Source organism: Paracoccus caeni, from assembly GCF_016629665.1.
In the GTDB taxonomy this organism is placed as follows: domain Bacteria; phylum Pseudomonadota; class Alphaproteobacteria; order Rhodobacterales; family Rhodobacteraceae; genus Paracoccus; species Paracoccus caeni.
Window position 1 is genome coordinate 21,752 of sequence record NZ_JAEPRQ010000002.1, and the last position, 20,176, is coordinate 41,927.

The 20,176-nt window shown below is 61.5% G+C and carries 18 protein-coding genes; 7 read left to right on the plus strand and 11 right to left on the minus strand.

All coding sequences use genetic code 11. The annotated features are described in order from the left end of the window. The first annotated feature begins 162 nt into the window (after nucleotides 1-162). Genes JJJ17_RS06840 through JJJ17_RS06850 form a run of 3 tightly spaced genes read left to right on the plus strand, consistent with a single transcriptional unit; the run spans nucleotide 163 to nucleotide 3,438 of the window. Nucleotides 163-1,572, plus strand: coding sequence for a hypothetical protein (locus tag JJJ17_RS06840; protein WP_200684893.1), 1,410 nt, complete (start codon nucleotides 163-165; stop codon nucleotides 1,570-1,572). After that, nucleotides 1,532-2,338 (plus strand): hypothetical protein, encoded by an 807-nt coding sequence (locus JJJ17_RS06845; RefSeq protein ID WP_200684894.1) that lies wholly within the window; start codon nucleotides 1,532-1,534, stop codon nucleotides 2,336-2,338. Before JJJ17_RS06840 ends, JJJ17_RS06845 begins: the two co-directional genes overlap by 41 nt. Nucleotides 2,339-2,340: 2 nt before the next feature. Then, nucleotides 2,341-3,438 (plus strand): type 2 periplasmic-binding domain-containing protein, encoded by a 1,098-nt coding sequence (locus JJJ17_RS06850; RefSeq protein WP_200684895.1) that lies wholly within the window; start codon nucleotides 2,341-2,343, stop codon nucleotides 3,436-3,438. 66 nt (nucleotides 3,439-3,504) lie between these two features. On the opposite strand, the gene fdhA is transcribed toward JJJ17_RS06850, so the two are convergent. The 4 genes from fdhA to JJJ17_RS06870 all read right to left on the minus strand — a co-directional run bounded on the left by fdhA (nucleotide 3,505) and on the right by JJJ17_RS06870 (nucleotide 7,502). Next, entirely contained in the window at nucleotides 3,505-4,689 is a 1,185-nt protein-coding gene (fdhA, locus tag JJJ17_RS06855; protein WP_200684896.1) for a formaldehyde dehydrogenase, glutathione-independent, read from the minus strand. A 449-nt stretch (nucleotides 4,690-5,138) separates the two neighbouring features. Next, nucleotides 5,139-5,777: a TerC family protein gene (locus JJJ17_RS06860; protein ID WP_200684897.1), complete on the minus strand. Its 639-nt coding sequence runs from the start codon at nucleotides 5,775-5,777 to the stop codon at nucleotides 5,139-5,141. A gap of 70 nt (nucleotides 5,778-5,847) precedes the next feature. After that, complete coding sequence (gene aroB / locus JJJ17_RS06865) at nucleotides 5,848-6,957, minus strand: 3-dehydroquinate synthase (protein ID WP_200685744.1); 1,110 nt, start codon at nucleotides 6,955-6,957, stop codon at nucleotides 5,848-5,850. Continuing rightward, nucleotides 6,954-7,502, minus strand: a complete 549-nt coding sequence (locus tag JJJ17_RS06870; protein WP_200684898.1) for a shikimate kinase — start codon at nucleotides 7,500-7,502, stop codon at nucleotides 6,954-6,956. The genes aroB and JJJ17_RS06870 overlap by 4 nt, the downstream gene beginning before the upstream one ends. Nucleotides 7,503-7,606: 104 nt before the next feature. Here JJJ17_RS06870 and JJJ17_RS06875 point away from each other — a divergent pair, with 104 nt between their 5' ends. The 4 genes from JJJ17_RS06875 (at nucleotide 7,607) to JJJ17_RS06890 (ending at nucleotide 11,828) form a co-directional block, all read left to right on the plus strand. Next, the gene (locus tag JJJ17_RS06875) at nucleotides 7,607-7,903 is read left to right on the plus strand and encodes a hypothetical protein (protein WP_200684899.1); all 297 of its coding nucleotides are present in this window, start codon (nucleotides 7,607-7,609) and stop codon (nucleotides 7,901-7,903) included. Continuing rightward, on the plus strand, nucleotides 7,896-9,389 hold the full coding sequence (locus JJJ17_RS06880; RefSeq protein ID WP_200684901.1) for a hypothetical protein: 1,494 nt from the start codon (nucleotides 7,896-7,898) through the stop codon (nucleotides 9,387-9,389). Before JJJ17_RS06875 ends, JJJ17_RS06880 begins: the two co-directional genes overlap by 8 nt. Then, nucleotides 9,389-10,354: a site-specific tyrosine recombinase XerD gene (locus tag JJJ17_RS06885; protein WP_200684903.1), complete on the plus strand. Its 966-nt coding sequence runs from the start codon at nucleotides 9,389-9,391 to the stop codon at nucleotides 10,352-10,354. Before JJJ17_RS06880 ends, JJJ17_RS06885 begins: the two co-directional genes overlap by 1 nt. A gap of 61 nt (nucleotides 10,355-10,415) precedes the next feature. Continuing rightward, complete coding sequence (locus JJJ17_RS06890) at nucleotides 10,416-11,828, plus strand: amidase (protein ID WP_200684904.1); 1,413 nt, start codon at nucleotides 10,416-10,418, stop codon at nucleotides 11,826-11,828. Between the two features lie 45 nt (nucleotides 11,829-11,873). On the opposite strand, the gene JJJ17_RS06895 is transcribed toward JJJ17_RS06890, so the two are convergent. The 7 genes from JJJ17_RS06895 to JJJ17_RS06925 form a co-directional block, all read right to left on the minus strand. After that, entirely contained in the window at nucleotides 11,874-12,989 is a 1,116-nt protein-coding gene (locus tag JJJ17_RS06895; RefSeq protein WP_200684905.1) for an ABC transporter ATP-binding protein, read from the minus strand. Beyond that, nucleotides 12,986-13,795 carry an ABC transporter permease gene (locus tag JJJ17_RS06900; RefSeq protein WP_200684906.1) on the minus strand — a complete coding sequence of 270 codons (810 nt, stop codon included), beginning with the start codon at nucleotides 13,793-13,795 and terminating at the stop codon, nucleotides 12,986-12,988. Before JJJ17_RS06900 ends, JJJ17_RS06895 begins: the two co-directional genes overlap by 4 nt. Then, on the minus strand, nucleotides 13,792-14,667 hold the full coding sequence (locus JJJ17_RS06905) for an ABC transporter permease (RefSeq protein WP_200684907.1): 876 nt from the start codon (nucleotides 14,665-14,667) through the stop codon (nucleotides 13,792-13,794). The genes JJJ17_RS06900 and JJJ17_RS06905 overlap by 4 nt, the downstream gene beginning before the upstream one ends. Nucleotides 14,668-14,945: 278 nt before the next feature. Next, nucleotides 14,946-15,716, minus strand: coding sequence for a squalene/phytoene synthase family protein (locus JJJ17_RS06910; protein ID WP_200684908.1), 771 nt, complete (start codon nucleotides 15,714-15,716; stop codon nucleotides 14,946-14,948). Then, a complete protein-coding gene (cysS, locus tag JJJ17_RS06915) occupies nucleotides 15,713-17,131 on the minus strand; it encodes a cysteine--tRNA ligase (protein ID WP_200684909.1) in 1,419 nt (472 codons plus the stop codon). Before cysS ends, JJJ17_RS06910 begins: the two co-directional genes overlap by 4 nt. A gap of 169 nt (nucleotides 17,132-17,300) precedes the next feature. Then, a complete protein-coding gene (locus JJJ17_RS06920) occupies nucleotides 17,301-18,521 on the minus strand; it encodes a glycosyltransferase (protein WP_200684910.1) in 1,221 nt (406 codons plus the stop codon). Continuing rightward, a complete protein-coding gene (locus tag JJJ17_RS06925) occupies nucleotides 18,518-20,158 on the minus strand; it encodes an ABC transporter ATP-binding protein (RefSeq protein ID WP_200685746.1) in 1,641 nt (546 codons plus the stop codon). The genes JJJ17_RS06920 and JJJ17_RS06925 overlap by 4 nt, the downstream gene beginning before the upstream one ends. Nucleotides 20,159-20,176 lie beyond the last annotated feature (18 nt).

The following is a 20,176-nucleotide window of genomic DNA, read 5'->3' on the forward strand; positions in this document are numbered from 1 at the left end:
TGGAGTTTGGTAAATGAGCTACATATTCACAGTTTTGACTCTGCTTGCGCTGAACAGTTCCCATCCTGGAACCGACAGCGCTGCCGCAACCGTCTATGCGGGCCCCTGCAACCCTTCTGTCAGTGAATGTCCCTGACCTAACAGTTTGCAGGTGAGGCGACAATGAACACGTTCGTTTACGCGGGCGTGGTGGCTGCGGGTGCGATGACCTTGCTGATCGAGGCTTACCGTAATTACAACTCGTCGCTGACCACTATCCCATTCAAGGAACATCCGATCCTTCGAAATATGCGGGTCGAGCAGTTATGCACGCCCAGGGAAAAGATGGCGGGTTTCCTTTTTTACTCTCTGCTCTATTTGGTAACCTATGCGATCATTCTCAGCTCTACCGAAATTTACGAGTTGATCGTCAGACAGCACGAGGCGGGATTGCAAATAGGTCCGGTCTCCACGCTCGCGGGCGAAGAGGATGATCTTGCCAGTCTGTTACAGGGAGAATACGGCAAGCCGGTCTTTATTTCGGCTGCAATCATTGCGATTTTCTCGATCGGTGTATTGAAGCCGGTCGAAAGCACGATGCGGACACTTTCACATCGACTAGCCGGAATACCGCGGGGCGTTTACGGGATCATAGAAAAACTGCACGACATTAATTTTGAAAAAGAACATTTCGAAGATCCGAAGCCTCTGACAGCAATGTTCGAAAAAAATTCCGAGGAATCATTCTCCGATAGCTTTTATAAAGATCAGATCCCGATCATCAAAAACTCACTTCATACAATAGATTTTTTGTCACCTGGAATTACTGGAAAACAGCGTATCCAGCATTTTCCTTACTCGCAACTAGATGCGATGGCAACGATGTCTGACAAACTCGAGGACTTGATAGAAGAGTTGCGGAAAAAGTTGTCACAACCACTGCTAAAGAACGACGACGCCCGAAAAGACCTATTTGAAAATGTAATGTCCGTGGCAAATGATACAATCGCAGTATTTTCGGTTCATTTTCTTCGCAACAACCGCGCAATAAAGAACACTCGAAAAGGAACAGCAATTGATCACGTCGACACTAAATTGAAGCAGGGCTACCAAATAGAAGTTAATTCGTTTGTGATGAGTCTTATTATGGCACTTTTCTGTGCAATGGCTACGGCAACTTATCTTTATTACGACTGGTACGACGTAAAGCCGGCCGCCCTTAAAGAACGTATTGAGGTCGCGATTAATGCCCAGAACGCAGCGACCAACCAGAAAATTACACGATCTGAAACAAATATTAGAGATATTGAGGCAGAGATTAGAACTTATCAAGGAAAAATAGGAACCGAAATCACTTCCACTTCGGATCCATCTGGTTCCGTCGGCATCGAGATTGCGGAGACATCAGCCCCGATCGTGTTGAACTCCGATAAAGAAATTGAAGCCAATTCATCTGAAAAATCGCCTGACAAGGCAACAATTTTAAAACGCATCGACGACCTCAAGATACGCCTCACAAATTCAAAAGTATCGCTAGGCGAAGCAAAAAAAAATGATTATAGAACAAAGCTGTCAAAAACAGCTCTTCGATGATTTAGAAATTATAGGCGACGATCCTAATTCGAAAGATCTGCAGTCGAATGACTCCGGCTCAACAAACGTAAGCGATGAACCTGTACTAGAATCGAGCAAGAACGCATGCGTAAAAATATGGGAATTAGTCAAGGAACAGGTGAGAAATGAGAAAATTCCGCAATTTATGCGCCTCGGAATACTTGCGCCGCTACCTATTGCTTTTGGTATTGCGCTAAGCGCATTAACTGCAATTTTTGGTCTTGATGTACGGCGCGAAGACAGCTCATGGCCGATATGGTCCTTACGTCGTCCTCCCTTTGTGCATCTGGTTACTATGTCGCTAATCCCCGCGATGCAGATGGTGCTAGGCCTCGTTGCCGCCGATTTTTTGCTGTTCTGGGCTTCATCAGGATTCAGATTGACTCAGAATGAAGTCGCGTTCCACTTCGATTCTAAATGGGTATTTTACCTTTTGAATTTACCAATCGGATTCATTATATCTGTTGCCGTTTTATCACTAAGCGATCAACACAAAGAGCATTCCTTACCGGTAATGATTCTACTCGGCCTCCTGTTCGCGGTGGTGACACTTGCAAGCTATTATATAGTCGTGGTCATAAGTTACCCAGATAGCTTTTTGCGACCTAGACCTGCTGGGGTTGCAATAGATTTTAAGACGCGGGAGACCCTGATTTATGGCAGCTTGTCGTTCTTTTTTTTGATATTTTATGCGATCTGGCTAGAAATCACCGAAGATATCACACCCAAGAAGAAAGAAAATTGATTATGTCGCTTTTACACTCTGCAAGTACCGAAAAATTACTGCTGAAGCTGCTTTTGTTCCTATTGCTGATGGCACTGCCGCTACATATCCGCGCTGATCAGATTATGGTGAAACGTGGGGAAGATAGCACGACAACCAATAGTTCCGAAAAGATACTTATAATTGGCGTGCGTGAAGATGCGCCGCCCTTTTCGGAAGGCCCAGTGCAACCGGATAGGAGCAATGCAAACTTGACCGTTAAGTCGGGGCCGCTGCGTGCAGCGGGGTATGATGGCTATATGATCTATATCTGTGACGAGGTCCTTAAGCAGATGATGATCGTGGATGGCAATGCTCCAACACTGAAGGAAGGAGAGTTTAAAGTCGTCAATGTTGATGAGCTGATGCGGGGTACATTCCTTGACGACCGGATCGAATTACTGGACGGGGGGGAGATAGACATTCTCTGCGACCCCGCCAGCATCAACCGCGAGCGATTGCGTGAATATGCAGTATCGCCGCCGTTGTTCCTGACTGGGATCAGTTATCTGATGCGTGAAGGCGATGTCGAGCCACAAAGCATCTGTGGAGTACGAAAAGCCCTGATTGGCGTAGTTGGACGAACTAACGCCTTCCAGTATGGTATCGAAGCAATTCTAAACAGCGGCGCTTGGGCAAGAAAGCGAGACGTCATTATCGCTGCAATGCGCAATACCGGAGGCAATAGGCCCACAAGCTGTCCTGATGCCGGTCACCAGGGCGCCATTTGGCGGGCAACGTCACATATGGAGCTCGCAGAAGCCTTCTGCAAAGGCGAGGTCACCTACTATGTCGGGGATCTGGAGATCATTCAGGCCAGCGTTGAACGTTTTCCGGGATGCAGGGTTACAAGCGGCGCGCAGCGCTTTACTACGGATCGATACGCTATCTTCGCGCGGATGAATTATGACAGGGGAGAAAACTGGAAAGCCATCCGCATCGCCCGCTTTTACGAGCTTCTGAATCGCGGTGTGATCGCTTCAGATTCACTGCTCGATCACGCTTATGACGCAACCTTTCACGGAGCTCCGCGCAGCCAGATTCTAGAGTTGTTTTATTGGAGCATGCGTGGTGCCCGTTAGCGAAACCCAAAAGCTGAACGGGCGACCCGAAGGCCGCCCGTTCTTTGTTTACCGTGAGTGATCGCCTCAGGCGGCCAGACCGCCATGCGGGTCCAGCACGTATTTCTTGGCCACGCCCTGATCAAAGCTTTCATAGCCCTGAACCGCCTGATCCAGCGGGATGATCGTCGCATTGACGATATCCGCAATCGGCAGCCGGTCATGCAGGATCGCCTGCATCAACTGGCGGTTATACTTCAGCACCGGCGTCTGCCCGGTATGGAAGCTTTGCGCCTTGGCCCAACCAAGCCCGAAGCGCAGCGACAGGCTGCCCTGTTTGGCGGCGCTGTCCACCGCACCCGGATCCTCGGTCACGTAAAGGCCGGGGATGCCGATCTGACCGGCGGCGCGGGTGATCTCCATCATCTGGTTCAGCACGATGGCGGGCTGTTCACCGCCCGAATGGCCACGCGCCTCGAAGCCAACGGCGTCGATGGCGCTGTCCACCTCGGGCGTGCCGGTGATCTGCTCGATCATGTCGCCCAGACGGTCGGATTTCGACAGATCGACCGGCTCGAAGCCGACTTTCGCGGCGTGATCCAGACGTTCCTTGTTGAAATCGCCGACCATGACCACCGCAGCACCCAGAATCCGGGCCGAAGCGGCGGCTGCCAGACCAACAGGACCGGCCCCCGCCACATAGACGATGGAGCCGACGCCAACGCCTGCCTTGACCGCGCCGTGGAAGCCAGTCGGCAGAATGTCCGACAGCATGGTCAGGTCGCGGATCTTCGACATCGCGCGATCACGGTCGGGGAATTTCAGCAGGTTGAAATCGGCATAGGGCACCATGACATAGCGCGCCTGCCCGCCGATCCAGCCGCCCATATCGACATAGCCGTAAGCGCCGCCGGCCCGCGCCGGGTTCACCGTCAGGCAGACCCCGGTATCGCCCGAGAGACAGCAGCGGCAGCGACCGCAAGCCACGTTGAACGGCACCGAGACGATATCGCCGATCTCCAGCATCTCGACATCGACGCCCTTCTCGACCACTTCGCCGGTGATCTCGTGGCCAAGGACCAGACCCGGTTCAGCGGTGGTGCGCCCGCGGACCATGTGCTGGTCAGAGCCGCAGATATTGGTCGAGACGACCTTGAGGATCACCGCATGTTCGATCTTGCGCCCATTCGGAGCTTCCAGCTTCGGATCGGCGATATTCTGAACCTCGACCTTGCCCGGCCCGATATAGACCACGCCTCTGTTACCGCTCATGCGACCTCCTCCATGATTCAAGGGGCTGACCGCCGCTCCTCTGCGGCAGCCTGCCATCACGTCCTGCGACAGGCAGAACCTGTCACCAGCCTAGAGGGGGAAATGCCCCGCTGTTGCCCGTTTGCGACTTCCGGCTTTCCGAAAGGGACATCGGCGGGCGGATTTCGGGGTGTTGCCGATGGTCCAAACAGAAGGCAGCGCCTTCGGCACCTCGAATTCGGGCGGGTGCTTGGTTTTCACGCTTGCCAATCAGAGCGAAGGGTATTGCCCGACCGCGGGTGGGCAATGCAACGGTCGTACTGAACGCTTTATGGTTCCACACCGTCGTCGCTATCTGTTGCGCGAGACCTCACCGAATTGCCCGACCGTCGGGGCGGTCGGACAATGCCCGGCATCGCGCAAGCGCGACTTGATTCCGCGCACGCGCTTCACCTTAGGTGTTGATAATTTCAGCCCGCACTCGGCCCCGTGCCCATCCATGCCTGAAGCGTCGGCCAGAACTGGTGTCCGCCTTCCCACAGCATTTCGGCGGCGACATAGACGATGATCGCAAGCCCGACATAAGCGATCCAGCGGTGGCGGTTCAGCAGGTTGGCGATGAATTGCGCGGCAAGGCCCATCATGGCGATGGACAGGACCAGCCCGATGACCAGAACCGTCGGATGTTCGCGCGCAGCACCAGCGACGGCCAGCACATTGTCCAGCGACATCGAGACATCGGCGATGATGATCTGGAACACCGCCTGACCAAGCGTTTTCTTGCTATCGACCGATCCGTCGCCATCGGCAAGATCATGCGACTCGCCCGAGCGCAACTCGGTCCACATCTTCCAGCAAACCCAGCAAAGCAGCAGACCGCCGACAAGGATAACCCCCGGAATGCCCATCACCCATGTGGCGATCAACGCCAGCGAGATCCGCAGAACCGTGGCCGCGATGATCCCGATCAGCACCGCCCTTGCGCGAAGATGCGCCGGAAGCCCCGCCGCTGCCAGACCGATCACGACCGCATTGTCGCCCGCCAGCACCAGATCGATGCCGATGACCTCCAAGAGGGCCTGAAACCCGCTTGCTGTAAAGATTTCCATATTTTACCGCCCTGTCTCTTACACTTCACGTATCAAGTGCGTCCGTCCGGGTGGCGGCGAGATGCGGGGCCTAGATGCGTGCGTCCCGAAGGACCGCGTGAAGAAGGTCGGGCGTCACGTCGTCGCTGACGAACGATTCACCAATTCCACGTGCCAGCACGAAACGCAACCTGCCGTCCACAACCTTCTTGTCTTGTCCCATCCGGGCGATGAGATCGTCGTCATCCGGCAACAGTCCGGGAATGTCGGACAAACGCGCGGGCATGCCCATCTGCCGCAGATGCGCCAGAACGCGGGATGGCGCTTCCTGACTGCAAAGCCCCATTCGTGCCGACAGATCAAAGGCCAGCGCGCAGCCGATAGCCACACCCTCGCCATGCAGCAGCCGGTCGGAATAGCCGGTCGCCGATTCAAGTGCATGCCCGAAGGTATGACCAAGGTTCAAAAGCGCCCGTTCGCCCTGCTCGGTCTCGTCCCGGACCACGATCCCGGCCTTCATCGCGACCGAATGGGCCACGGCATGCTGACGAAGCGCCAGATCGTCCCGCAACTTCGGGCCGTTTTCTTCCAGCCAGCCGAAGAAATCCGCATCGCCCAGAAGCCCGTATTTCGCGACTTCGCCGTACCCGGCCAGAAAGTCGCGCGGGCTCAGCGTGTCCAGCACGGCGATATCGGCCAGCACCAGTGTCGGCTGATGAAAGGCGCCGATCAGGTTCTTGCCATGCGGGCTGTTGATGCCGGTCTTGCCGCCAACACTGCTGTCCACCTGCGCCAGAAGCGTGGTCGGGATCTGCACGAAGCGCACCCCCCGCCGCAGGATGGCCGCCGCAAAGCCGACCAGATCACCGATCACACCGCCGCCAAGCGCCACGACGATATCGGCCCGCTCGACCTTCTGCTCCAAAAGCCATTCGACGGTGCGGGTCAGATGCGGCCAGCTTTTCGTGGCCTCTCCCGCAGGCAGAACCAGCGCTTCGGAGGCAATCCCCGCAGCCTTCAGCGCCTCTTGCAAGGGCAGCAGATGCAACCCGGCCACGGTCTCGTCCGTGACAATCGCCACCCGAGGACGGCGCAGGAGTGGCGCGATCAGCGCGCCTGCCTCGGCGATCAGGCCTGCACCGATACGGACGTCATAGGCGCGGTCGCCCAGGGGGACATGGACGGTGACGGGTTTCGTCATTTCGATCTGTTCAGCCACAGTTCTTCCTTCTCGCGCAGCACCTCGATCAGGCGGGCGGTTGTCTTTTCGACGCTGCCGGGACGGGCGGGAAAATCCAGATCGGCGGTCGCATAGACCGGGTTCCGCTCTTCCAGCAGACGTTGCAGCGTGCCTTTCGGATCGGCGGTCTGCAAAAGCGGGCGGGTGCTGCGCATGCGGACCCGATGCCACAGCGTCTCAAGATCGCAGTTCAGCCAGACCGACAGCGCATGATCGCGGATGGCCTCGCGGTTGCGTTCCTGCATCCACGCCCCGCCGCCGGTCGAAATCACGCCGGGCGGGCGTTCCAGCAGACGGGCGATCACCTCTGCCTCGCGGTCGCGGAAGAAGGTCTCGCCGTCGCGGGCGAAGATTTCAGAGATGCTCATCGCGGCGGCCGATTCGATGGCCGCGTCCGAATCGGTGAACGAGACATGCAGACGGCGGGCAAGCTCGGTCCCAACGGCGGTCTTTCCCGCCCCCATCATGCCGATCAGCACGATATGCCGCCTGAGCCTCTGCTTCATCCGTCCCCCGCCATTCCCGGCACCGCAAGTCGTGTGACTGAATGGCGTGATCTTTCGGAAATTGCCATATATATTCGGGGTCATCCGGCAGAAGACCGGGCAAAATGTATGAAAACAAGGGCGAGCGAGGCAATTCGATGCGGCTTCTGAAGGTTCTGGCGGTGCTGATTCTGGTGGGCGTGATCGCGCTGGCCGGATATGCCTATTTCGGCGATATGGAACCGACCCGAACCGAGGTGCGCCACCCGGTTGTCGTCAATCCTGTCACGGCGACCGCCCCCGCCCCGACCGAGGCCGCTGCGGAACCCGCAGCCGAGCCGTCGGCCATCGATTCCGCCGTTGGCGAGGCGATGGAAGCCCCTGCAACAGACAGCCCGGCAAGCGACCAATCCCTTGACTGATCCCCGCCGATATTCTGCCCGGCTGGCCGTCGCGGCCTGTCTGGCATGCCTTGCGCTTCCGGCCATGGCGCAGCAGCCGTTGTCAGCCAGCGATTGGCTGTCGGGCAGTGTGCGCGGGCCGGAACGCGAAAGCTCGGCCTGGCGTCCGGGCGATCAGCCGCCCCCCGGCAGCCCTTTCGCCCCCGGACCGAAGCCCGTCGCCGAAAGCGGTGCGGTGGGCGCAATCGAGGTGACGCGGCTTGACGGCGGCAATCCCGACGCAGCAGGGATCACCCCGCCGCGCAAGGCCGGTCTTTCCGCCGATCTGTGGCAGGGCAGCGATCCTGCGGCGCTGGCCGATCAGGTGTTGCGCACCCCTGCCCGCCTGCCTGCGATGACCGCTTTGCTGGACCGGCTGCTGACCGCGCAACTGACCCCGCCGGAAACGGTCGATGCCTCGCAACGCGGGCGGTTGTTTCTGGCCCGCGCCGACCGGCTTCTGGATATGGGCGCGCTGGACCGGGCACAGGCTTTGTTGGCCGCTGCTGGTCATACCGACCCGGAAATCTTCCGCCGCCTTTTCGACATCGCCCTTCTGGAAGGCGACGAAGGCCGCGCCTGCGAGATCATGAACACCACTCCCGGCATCGCTCCCAGCTTTGCCGCACGCATCTTCTGCCTTGCCCAGACCGGCGACTGGGCCGCCGCCGCGATCAGCCTGCACGGAGCCGAGGCGCTTGGCCTGATCGACGCGCAAGAGGCGCTGTTGCTGACCCATTTCCTTGACGACGCTTTCGTGGACAGCGGCGAGACGCTGGCGCCGGGCGAACGTGTCTCGCCGCTGGAATTCCGCATTCACGAGGCGATCGGTCAGCCGATGCCGACGGTGTCGCTGCCTCTGGCCTTCGCGCAATCCGATCTGCGGATGAACAATGGCTGGAAAGCGCGGCTGGAAGCGGCCGAACGTCTGGCCCGCGCAGGGGCGATCCCGGCCCGGCAGTTGCGCGACATCTATGGCGAACAACGCCCCGCCGCCTCGGGCGGTGTGTGGGAGCGTGCGGGCGCGATGCGGACGCTTGAGGCGGCGATTGCCGGCGGCAATCCCGGCCCGGCTTTGTCCCATGCCTTCACCGAGTTTCGTCGCGCCGATATGGCCGGCACGCTGGCCGCGATGGTGGCCGATGATCTGCCCGAGGATGGCACCGGCCACAGCGCCGAGATTGCGAACTGGCTGCGCCAATGGCAGGGCCTGCCGGTGCCGACGCCGGTTCCGGTCGCTGACGCGCTGGCGCTTGACCCCGAGGCAGAGCCGGTGATCGCCCCCGACACCCGCCGGGGCGAGGCTTTGCTGGGCGCGATTGCCGATATCGACGCGGCGGTCGATGGCGATATGGGCCGCGCCGCTCGCGGTCTGGCGATGTTGCGGGCCCTTGGGCTGGTGGCCGATGCCGATCTGGCGGCGGCCCAGATTTCGCTGCTGCCGCAGATGGGTGCAGAGGGTCAGTAATGTCCGACGGTCGCGCCATCTCGGCCTTTCTGGACGCGCAGGCGGCCGAGGCCGGGGCGGCGCGGAACACCTTGCTGGCCTATGGTCGCGATTTGCAGGATCTGTCGGAATGGCTTGCCGGGCGCGGCGAGGCGCTGTCAGGTCTCACCCGCGAACTGGTCGAGGATTATCTGACCCATTGCGACGCGCAGGGCTTTTCGCGCGCGACGCGGGCGCGGCGTCTGTCCTCGATCCGGCAATTCAGCCGTTTCGCGCTGGAAGAGGGTTGGCGCGACGATGACCCCGCCATCCGCATCGCCGGTCCGGGTCGCGCCAAGCGGTTGCCAAAGACGCTGGACCGGGCCGAGATCGACGCGATGCTGACCGCCGCCCCGACGCTGGGCCGGACCGAGGCCGACAAGGTTCGCAACCGCCTGATGATCGAACTGCTTTACGCAACCGGCATGCGGGTCAGCGAACTGGTCGAACTGCCGGTGGCGGGGTGCCGCGGCGATCCCGCCGTGCTGCTGATCCGGGGCAAGGGCAGCAAGGAACGCATGGTGCCGCTGACCGGCCCGGCGCGGACTGCCTTGGCGGAGTGGCTGCGGATCAGGGATAACGCGCCCAAGGACAGCCCGTTGGGCCGACTGGTCGCGAACAAGGGCGCGCGCTACCTGTTCCCCGCGCCCGGTGCCGCCGGTCACATGCCGCGCCAGAGTTTCGGGCGGCTGCTGAACGACATGGCGGTAGCGGCGGGCGTCGATCCTTCGCGGGTCACGCCGCATGTGATCCGCCACGCCTTCGCCACGCATCTGCTGGAAGGCGGCGCGGATCTGCGGTCGATCCAGACATTACTGGGCCATGCCGATCTGGGCACGACCGAGATTTATACGCATGTGCTGGACGAACGGATGCGGGAACTGGTGCTGAACCATCACCCGCTGGCGCGTCCCCGTTCCGCTGGATCGCAGGCGAAGGACGATTAACCTCGGCTGGACATCCCCGCGCGGATCGTCACTCTGGTCACGCTTCGCCGGAGGGGATCAGATGCAGGACATAACCACGATCAGCGCGACCGGGCTTGCCACCGCCATGGCCGAGGGCCGTCTTCGCGCCGAGGAGGTGATGACCGCTTTCCTCGACCGCATCGAGGCCGTGAACCCCGCGATCAACGCCATCATCAGCCTGCGCCCGCGCGAGGAATTGCTGGCCCAGGCGCGCGAGGCCGACCGGCAGCCGCGCAAGGGCTGGCTGCACGGCATGCCGATTGCAGTCAAGGATCTGGCGGCGGTGAAGGGCATCCGAACCACATGGGGATCGCCCATCTTCGCCGACCATATCCCGGTCGAGGATGACATCGTCGTCGCCCGGATGCGCGCGGCGGGGGCGATCTTCATCGGCAAGACGAACACCCCGGAATGGGGACTTGGCTCGCATTCCTTCAACGAGGTTTTCGGAACCACCCGCAATCCCTATGACACCTCGCGGACGGCGGGCGGCTCATCAGGTGGTGCGGCGGCGGCACTGGCGGCGCGGTTGGTGCCGGTCGCCGATGGCTCGGACATGATGGGCAGCCTGCGCAACCCTGCCGCGTTCTGCAATGTCTATGGTTTCCGGCCAAGCTGGGGGCTGGTGCCGGGCGATCCGGTCGGCGACAATTTCATGGCGACCCTGTCCACGCTTGGCCCGATGGGTCGCAGCCCCGAAGACATCGCCCGTCTTTTGCAGATCATGGCTGGCCCCGATCCCGCCCTGCCCTTCGGACGCATGGCCGAGGATTACCTGCCGCAACTCGACGGCCCGGTCGCGGGGACGCGCATCGGCTGGCTGGCCGATTGGGACGGCGATTATCCCTGTGAGGACGGTATCCTGCCGATCTGCGAGGCGGCTTTGCGGCAATTCGAAAGCCTCGGCTGTCAGATCGTGCCGCTGCCCGCCCCCTTTCCGGCGCGAAAGCTGTGGCAGGCATGGACCACCCTGCGGGCCTTTCTGAATGCGGGCGCGAAACGGGCGCTTTACCAGAACCCGGCCAAGCGGGCGCTGCTGAAACCAGAGGCGCAATGGGAGATCGAGCAGGGCCTGACCCTTGCCGCAGACGCGGTTTATCAGGCCAGCAGCATCCGCAGCGACTGGTATCGGGCCTTGGCGCGGTTGTTCCGCACCGTCGATGTGATCGCCTTGCCGACTGCGCAGTTCTGGCCCTTCCCGGCAGAATGGCGCTGGCCAGAAACGGTCGGAGGCAAACCCGCCGATACCTATCACCGCTGGATGGAGATCGTGGTCCCGGTCAGCCTTGCCGGTTTGCCCTGCCTGTCGGTGCCGGTGGGGTTTGGCGCGAATGGTCTGCCGATGGGAATGCAACTCGCCGGTCCGGTCGGCGCCGACGCGGCGGTGCTGCGTCTGGGACATGCCTGGCACGGAATGACCGATTGGCCGGGTCAGCGACCACCTGCGCTATAGGCCCAGCGGACAACGGCGACCTGAATGCCGACGGTCGATTTCGCCTCAGCGGAACAGCACCAGCGAGCCCGGCGACCATGCCAGTTTGGCCCGCGTTCCGACCTCTTGCACGTCCCGACCGAAGACGTTGCGCATCGAGATGCGGACGGGCTTGGTCTTGCCGCCTGCGCCGTCGTCCAGACGCAAATCGTAATAGGTCATGTCGCCGTAATAGACGACCTCGTCGATGGTCGCCTCGGTCTCTCGCGGCTGGTTGTGGGTCTGGCCGCCGATCACCAGCGTCATCGTTTCGGGGCGGAAACCGATCGTCGGGGCGGTGTCGTCGGGATTGGCGCGGCTGATCTGCCGCTCGGGCAGTTCGACCGTGCCAAGACCCGGCACCTCGGCGGTGACGATGCCGCCCGCCTCGGACAGGATGGTTGCGGGCAGGAAGTTCATCACGCCGATGAAATCCGCCACGCGCCGGGTCGCCGGGCGGGCATATAGCGCCTCGGGGCCGTCAAGCTGGGCGATCTGGCCGTCGAACATCACGGCGATGCGGTCGGACATGACCAGCGCCTCTTCCTGATCATGGGTGACCAGAACGAAGGTGATGCCGACCTGACGTTGCAGCTTGATCAGTTCGACCTGCATCTGTTCGCGCATCTTGCGGTCCAGCGCCGAGAGAGGCTCGTCCAGCAGCAGCACCTTAGGCTTCAGGATCAGCGCCCGGGCCAGCGCCACCCGCTGCCGCTGACCGCCCGAAAGCGCATGGGCGGCGCGGGCGCCATAGCCCTTGAGGCCAACCATGGTCAGCGCCTCATCGACCAGTTTGGCCTTTTCCTCTTTGCTGCGCGGATCGCGGCGCAGGCCGAAGGCGACGTTCTGGGCGACGGTCAGATGCGGGAAGATCGCATAGGACTGAAACACCATATTCGTCGGGCGCTGGTTCGCCGGCACGTTCTCCATATGCTTGGCGTCGATCAGCACCGCGCCGCTGCTGATATCCTCGAAGCCCGCGATGGTCCTCAGAAGCGTGGTCTTGCCACAGCCTGAGGGCCCGAGAAGCGAGAAGAACTCGCCCGCATTGATCGTCAGGTCGATCCCGCGCAAAGCGTGGTAATCGCCGTAATATTTGTGAACATCCTTGCACTCGATCATCGGTTTGGCAGGTTCGGTCACAGAAGGCCCCCGGAAGCTGAACTGCCCATCCGGGCGTTACCCCGGCGGCGGAAATATTCGCCCATCGCCAGAAGGACGATCGACAAGGCGACCAGCACCGTTCCAAGCGCCATGATCATCGGGATCTGCTTGGGGAAACGAAGCTGGCTGAAGATATAGGTGGGAAGCGTCGGCTCGTTCCCCGCAAGGAAGAAGGCGATGATGAATTCGTCGAGGCTGATGGTGAACGAAATCAAAAGCGACGAGACGATCCCCGGCATGACCAGCGGCAGCGTGATCAGGCGGAAAGCGCTCCATTTCGTTTCGCCAAGGTCATAGGCCGCCTCTTCCAGCGATTTGTCGAGGCTGGAGAAGGCGGTGGACAGAACCGCGATGGCATAGGGCATGCACATCAGCGTATGGCCGACGATGACGGTCAGGATCGACAGCTTGATCCCCGCGCCCAGCAACACCACCAGCAGCGACATGGCCACGATGATTTCAGGCAGGACCATCGGCAGCATGATGAAGCCCATCATGCCGCCCTTGCCGGGAAAGTTGAACCGGGTCGAGGCGCGGGCGGCGAAAATGCCAAGGCAGGTCGCCAGAACCGAGGCCGAGACGGCAATGGTCAGCGAATTGAACAGGGCCCGGCGCAGCGTGGCATTGCCCCACATCTGCGCGAACCAGTCGGTGGTGAAGCCGCGAAGCGGGAAGGCGATAATCGTGCCGGAATTGAAGGCGAAGAGCGGCAGCAGGATGATCGGCGCATAGAGAAACAGCAGATAAAGCACCGCATAGCTGCGCAGGAGACCGCCACCCTTCATTGCCGCACCTTCAGGAATTTCCGGTTGAGGATCAGGAAGATCGCGCTGACCACGGCGACGGCCAGCATCGCGCTGACCGACATGGCCGAGCCCAGCGGCCGGTTGTCCAGCCCCAGCATCTGCGTCTGGATGAAGTTCGCGACCATCGGGATACGTCCGCCACCGATCAGTTCGGGCGTGACATAGTCGCCGACGGTCGGGATGAAGACGATCAGCACCGCCGCGATGACGCCCGGCATGGCCAGCGGCAGCGTCACCCGCCAGAAGGTCATCAGCCGCGATTCGCCCAAATCCCGCCCGGCTTCCAGCAACGAGCGGTCGATTTTCTCAAGCGCCACGAAGATCGGCAGGATCGCGAAGGGCGCATAGGCATGGGCCAGCGTCATCACGATGGCGCCGACCGAGCGGAGCATGGTGACCGGATTTTCGACGATGCCGGTGCCGACGAGGACGGAGTTGATGACGCCGTTCTGCTCCATAATGACCTTCCACAGGAAGACGCGGATCAGGTAGCTGGTCCAGAACGGGATGGTGATCAGAAACAGCCACAGCGCCTTGCGTTCAGGGGCGACGACGAAGCTGACGTAATAGGCGACGGGGAAAGCCAGCGCGACCGTCACCACCGTCACCAGCCCGGACACCCACAGCGAACGCTGCATGATCGCGCGGAAGATCGGGTCGGCCCACAGCTCTTGATAGTTCTGCAGGGTGAAGCCCGGCTCCAGGCTGGAATAGCCTGTTTTATAAAAGAAAAACGAGTAGATCAGGATGGTGATCAGCGGCGCGGCGAGGACCAGCACCGAATAGAGGAACGGCGGCGCGATCAGGCTGTAACCCTGTCGGGCCTCTCTATCGATTTTCAGAAAGGCCATGGCCACCTACCCTGTCGCTCCGGCTATTCTGCCGGTTCTTCTTCCATTCCTTCCACAGGATCGAGGTCAGGGGAAGAGGGTTTGTGCGGTGAATGCCTGATCGCATCAGCCCCGTCGCAACAGTTGCGGGCGTTGCAATCGGTATTTGAGCAACGGAGAAATGCGGATGTGGGAAAGGCCCGGAAATGCTGGGTTTTTCCCTGCACAGGGCGTGCACAAAGTCTGCACCGCATGTGCACAGGATGTACACAGCTTGCGAACGGTGGGTGTTGCGCGGCCTAGCGCCACCAGCGCCCGGTCAGCGCCAGACGGGCCAGAGAGGCGCGGCGCTGAAACGGGGTGATCTCGGACGCGTCTTTGTAGGGGTCGAGACGGCCAGAGGCGATTTCCGCCAGAAGGCGCGGGATGCGGGGGCCGGGATAAAGCGCTGCCGCCGCTTGCTTCGCCACCAGCTTGTGACGGCGCGAGGCAAGGCGCAGCGATTCCTGTGCGGCCTTTGCCAGTTCCACCGCATGCTCCGGCGTCTCGTGCTGAAACCCGAGGCCAAGCGGTTGCAACTGATGCAGCGCGCGCAGCCATGCGGCAAGACCGACGCCCCGGGCGTGATCGGCCACGACCGGCTGCGAGGCGGTATTGGCGCCCAGACGCTGTGCCGCGAACCACATCAGGCGCCCCGACGTGGCGTCGATATAGTCGATCACCTCATCCGGCCCGGTGAAAGGTTCGCGCGCGCAATCCCGCCGCCGGGCCTCGGCCAGATCGGCGAATGCCCCCGCCGAGGTGCCCCAGCTTTCCCAGAGAGGGGTCAGCACGTCGTGCAGCGGCGGTTCGGTCCCCTGCCCCATTTCGGCCAGCCGATCGACCCACCATTGCAGGCGCATCTCGGCCAGCATCGGTTCAGCCGACTGGAATGGCGCGCGGGCGAGTTCAAGGTTTAACGCATAAAGCGTGACCAGCGCCGGGCGCTGATCGGGCGCGGCGGCAAGGACCGCGCCGAACCGATCCGGGTCTTGCTCCCGGACGGTTTCGGTTGCGGCCTCAAGCGTCACGCCCCGATATCCCCGGCCAGTTCCACCACGCGCTTTTGCAGCGTTGCCGGGCCTTCGAACAATTCGATCCCGGCCTTGGACATGCGGACTTCCAGCCCGGCCTCGGTCAATGCGGATTTGAGCCGGTCGAGTTCGGCGAAGTCTTTCGACGCCATCGCCTGCAGACGGATCTCGGTCAGGCGGGATTGCAGCCGGGCCAGAACCTCATCGAAGCCCTGATAATCGGCGCGTTCGTCCAGCACCTCGAAATCCTGCCGCATCCAGCCGTCATCGCCGTCCAGCAACAGGCCGATGAACCGGGCCGAGGCCAGAAGCAGCGCCGGATCGTCCTTCAGCTTGTGCAGGACCGCAATCGCGCCGGGGGTGTTGAGATCGTTGGCGACGGCCTCGACCACCTCGGGCGACGGCGCGGGCGCGGGCTCCACGTCCTTCACCAGCAGGCGCCATTGCCACATCGTATCGCGGGCCTCGTTCGCCTTGGCTTCGGTCCAGTCCATCGGCTTGCGGTAATGGGTGGACAGCATGACGAAGCGGATCACCTCGCCCGCGACGCCGCGATCCAGCAGGTCGCGAACGGTGAAGAAGTTGCCGAGCGATTTCGACATCTTCTTGCCCTCGACCTGCAGCATTTCGTTATGCAGCCAGACATTCGCGAAAGAGCCTTCGGGATGGGCGCAGCAGCTTTGCGCGACCTCATTCTCGTGATGCGGGAATTGCAGGTCGATGCCGCCGCCATGGATGTCGAAGGACGCGCCCAGCAGCGCCTCGGACATGGCCGAGCATTCGATATGCCAGCCAGGGCGGCCATAGCCCCAGGGGCTGTCCCAGCCGGGGGTGGTGTCGTCCGAGGGTTTCCAGAGGACGAAATCCATCGGGTCGCGTTTATAGGGCGCAACCTCGACCCGGGCGCCCGCGATCATGTCATCGACCGAGCGGCCCGACAGGCGGCCATATTGCGGGAAGGACCGGACATCGAACAGGACATGGCCTTCGACATCATAGGCATTCCCGCGGCGGATCAACTGTTCGATCATGGTGATCATCTGCGCGATATAGTCGGTCGCGCGGGGCTCGTGATCGGGGCGAAGCGCGCCCAATGCGTCCATGTCGTCGTGATACCAGCCGATGGTTTCATCGGTGATGTCGCGGATCGGGCGGCCGGTCTCGGCGGCGCGGGCGTTGATCTTGTCGTCCACGTCGGTGAAGTTGCGGACATAGGTGACGTGGGCATCGCCATAGACGTGATGCAGCAGGCGGACCAGCACGTCGAAGACCAGAACCGGGCGCGCATTGCCCAGATGGGCGCGTTCGTAAACGGTCGGTCCACAGAGATACAACCGCACATTTTGCGTATCGAGAGGCTGGAAGGCCTCTTTCTGGCGGGTGCGGGTGTTCGTCAGTCGGATCGCGACCATGATGGGCCTCTTGTTGCGGGTCCGGGGGGTGTAGGACGGATCGGGTTATATGTCGAGACGGGGTGGAAGTGGCAAGATGAAGCGCCCGCCCGGAATCAAGTCGCCCTTGGGCGACGCCGGGCAGTGCCCACCCGCGGTCGGGCAATGCCCTCTGCTTTGAAGGGCGAACCTACCCTGCCGCCTGCGCCTCGATCCATGCGATCTGACGTGGCAGGCTGTGGCGTTGCAGGTCATAGCCGTCAAGGATCGTCTGGCGTGCCGCTTCGCGCAGGCGCGGCGCGTCGGGATCGCCTTCCAGCCCCCGGATCAGGGCCGATGACAAGGCAGGCACATCGAAGAACGGCACCAGCCGTCCGTTCTCACCATCCCTGATCAGTTCGCGCACCGGCTGCGTGTCGGACGCCACGATATAGCCGCCCGCCGACATGGTTTCGGTCAGCGACCAGCTAAGCACGAACGGATAGGTCAGGTAGCAATGCACCCGCGCCAACTGGATCAGCGACAGGTAATCGGGATAGGCCACGCGGCCCATGAAATGCACGCGGTCCAGATCCAGCTTACCGTTCAGTTCCGCCAGAATCTTCGCCTTCCAGCTTTCCCCTTCCGAAGGCGCACCGCCATAGCTGACCCCCTCGGCGCCGACGAGCACCACCTGTGCATCCGGTCGCGCGGCCAGCACTTCGGGCAAGGCGCGCATGAAGATGTGAAAGCCGCGATAGGGTTCCAACGAGCGGGAGACATAGCTTAGCACCTCATCGCCCGCGCGCAGCACCCGCCCGTTCGGCAGGGTCAGTTGCGCTTCGGGATTGGGGGCGACGCGGTTGGTTTCGATGCCGTCATGGATGACGGTGATCTTGCTGCGAAGCTCTGGCGGGAAGCTGTCGGCCTGATAGCGGGTCGGCGCGATGGCGGCATGGGCCTGTACGATCCCCTGGATCAAATGGGCCGAGCGGGCGACGGTCATGAACCGGCTTTCGTCGCTGTCCTGCTGCACCTCAAGATCGAAACCGACATCCTGCCCGCGCGTCCGGTAAAGCAGTTCGGCATAGATCAGCAGCTTCGCCTGAGGCCAGATTTCCTGCAGAAACAGCGTCTCGCCCCAGCCGGAATGGCCAAGGATCACATCGGGCTGAAAGCCGTAACGGTCGCGCAGCGCCCGCGCGCCCCGGGCGGTCAGATAGGCCCGCTCGGCATAGTTCGAATAGGTGCGGCCAAGGGCGCCGTTGCTTTGGACCGGCTCGGGCGATTTGTAGCGAACAACCTCGACCGGGCTTTCGCGCTGGTTCTTCTCATCGGTGAGCGCCAGCACCTGATGGCCGCGCTGAACCAGTGCCTGCGACAGATGCGGAAACTGGCCGGGGAAATTCTGGTGAACCAGCAGGATCTTCATTCGGCGACTTCTCCGAAGGCGGCGGCCAGCAATTTGCGGGTGTATTCCTGTTGCGGAGCGTCGAAGATCTGGGCGGTGCTGCCCTGCTCGATCACTTCGCCGGCGCGCATGACCATGATCTTGTGCGACATCGCCCGGACCACGCGCAGGTCGTGGCTGATGAACAGGAAGGCCAGCCCGTATTTCTGCTGCAGGCCGCGCAGCAATTCGACGATCTGCACCTGCACGGTCATGTCCAGGGCCGAGGTCGGCTCGTCCAGCACCACCACTTTCGGGCGCAGGATCATGGCGCGGGCGATGGCGATCCGCTGACGCTGCCCGCCCGAAAATTCATGCGGATAGCGGTGCATCATATCGGGGTTGAGGCCAACCTCGGTCATGATCTCGGCGACCATCTGGCGGCGGTCGCGGCCTTTCTCGACCCCGTGAACGCCCAGCCCTTCGGCGATGATCTGCTCCACCGTCATCCGCGGCGAGAGGCTGCCATAGGGGTCCTGAAAGACGATCTGCATGTCACGGCGCAGCGAACGCAGCCGCTTCGATTTCCAGCCCGAGATGTCCTGCCCCATGAAGATCACCGGCCCGTCGCTGGCAATCAGCCGCATGATCGCCAAGGCCAAAGTGGTCTTGCCACTGCCGGATTCGCCGACGATTCCCAGGGTTTCGCCCGCGCGGACATCCAGCGTCGCGCCGTTGACGGCCTTCACATGACCGACGGTGCGCCGCAACAGCCCGCGTTGAATCGGGAACCAGACTTTCAGATCGCGGGTCTGGACCAACACTTCGGCATCGGCGGGAACCGGATCGGCAAGCCCTTTCGGCTCTGCCGCCAGCAGCTTGCGGGTATAGTCGTGCTGCGGATCGGAAAAAATCTGCTCGACCGGGCCCTGTTCGACGATCTCGCCGTCCTTCATCACGCAGACGCGGTCGGCGATGCGGCGGACGATGCCAAGGTCGTGGCTGATGAACAGCATCGAGAGGCCGGTTTCCGCCTTCAACTCGGCCAGCAATTCAAGGATCTGCGCCTGAATGGTCACGTCCAGAGCGGTGGTCGGCTCATCGGCGATCAACAGGTCGGGATTGTTCGCCAAGGCCATGGCGATCATCACCCGCTGCCGCTGCCCGCCCGACAACTGGTGCGGATAATCCGGGAGGCGGCTTTCGGGATCGCGGATGCCCACACGGGTCAGCAACTCGACGATGCGCGCCTTTGCCTTCGCGCCGGTGATCCCCTGATGCAGCGCAAGGCTTTCGCCCAACTGCTTCTCCAGCGTGTGCAACGGATTCAGCGAGGTCATCGGCTCTTGAAAGATGAAGCTGATATCGTTGCCGCGAATCTCGCGCAGCAGCTTTTCGGGCGCGCCGACCAGTTCGCGCCCCTCGTACTTCACGGAACCCTCGACCTTGGCCGAGGCGCCCAGCAGTCGCACCGTGGACAAGGCCGTGATCGACTTGCCCGAACCGGATTCGCCAACCAGCGCGACCGTCTCGCCCCGGTTGATGTGAAAGCTGACGCCCTTCACCGCATGATGGACCTGCCCCTCATTCGAGAAGCCGATTTTCAGGTTATGGACCGCCAGAACCGCATCGCTGGTAGGCGATGGAACCGCGATGCCGGGACCGGCGCTGCCCGGCATCGGGGTGCCATGCGCCTC

Excerpts from the sequence above, each read along its gene's own strand:
- JJJ17_RS06900 (WP_200684906.1), bottom strand. The coding sequence starts at position 13,795 with ATGAAGGGTGGCGGTCTCCTGCGCAGCTATGCGGTGCTTTATCTGCTG.
- JJJ17_RS06840 (WP_200684893.1), top strand. The coding sequence starts at position 163 with ATGAACACGTTCGTTTACGCGGGCGTGGTGGCTGCGGGTGCGATGACC.
- JJJ17_RS06925 (WP_200685746.1), bottom strand. The coding sequence starts at position 20,158 with ATGCCGGGCAGCGCCGGTCCCGGCATCGCGGTTCCATCGCCTACCAGC.
- JJJ17_RS06875 (WP_200684899.1), top strand. The coding sequence starts at position 7,607 with ATGTATGAAAACAAGGGCGAGCGAGGCAATTCGATGCGGCTTCTGAAG.
- aroB (WP_200685744.1), bottom strand. The coding sequence starts at position 6,957 with ATGACGAAACCCGTCACCGTCCATGTCCCCCTGGGCGACCGCGCCTAT.
- cysS (WP_200684909.1), bottom strand. The coding sequence starts at position 17,131 with ATGGTCGCGATCCGACTGACGAACACCCGCACCCGCCAGAAAGAGGCC.
- JJJ17_RS06845 (WP_200684894.1), top strand. The coding sequence starts at position 1,532 with ATGATTATAGAACAAAGCTGTCAAAAACAGCTCTTCGATGATTTAGAA.
- JJJ17_RS06860 (WP_200684897.1), bottom strand. The coding sequence starts at position 5,777 with ATGGAAATCTTTACAGCAAGCGGGTTTCAGGCCCTCTTGGAGGTCATC.
- fdhA (WP_200684896.1), bottom strand. The coding sequence starts at position 4,689 with ATGAGCGGTAACAGAGGCGTGGTCTATATCGGGCCGGGCAAGGTCGAG.
- JJJ17_RS06890 (WP_200684904.1), top strand. The coding sequence starts at position 10,416 with ATGCAGGACATAACCACGATCAGCGCGACCGGGCTTGCCACCGCCATG.
- JJJ17_RS06885 (WP_200684903.1), top strand. The coding sequence starts at position 9,389 with ATGTCCGACGGTCGCGCCATCTCGGCCTTTCTGGACGCGCAGGCGGCC.
- JJJ17_RS06905 (WP_200684907.1), bottom strand. The coding sequence starts at position 14,667 with ATGGCCTTTCTGAAAATCGATAGAGAGGCCCGACAGGGTTACAGCCTG.
- JJJ17_RS06870 (WP_200684898.1), bottom strand. The coding sequence starts at position 7,502 with ATGAAGCAGAGGCTCAGGCGGCATATCGTGCTGATCGGCATGATGGGG.
- JJJ17_RS06920 (WP_200684910.1), bottom strand. The coding sequence starts at position 18,521 with ATGAAGATCCTGCTGGTTCACCAGAATTTCCCCGGCCAGTTTCCGCAT.
- JJJ17_RS06850 (WP_200684895.1), top strand. The coding sequence starts at position 2,341 with ATGTCGCTTTTACACTCTGCAAGTACCGAAAAATTACTGCTGAAGCTG.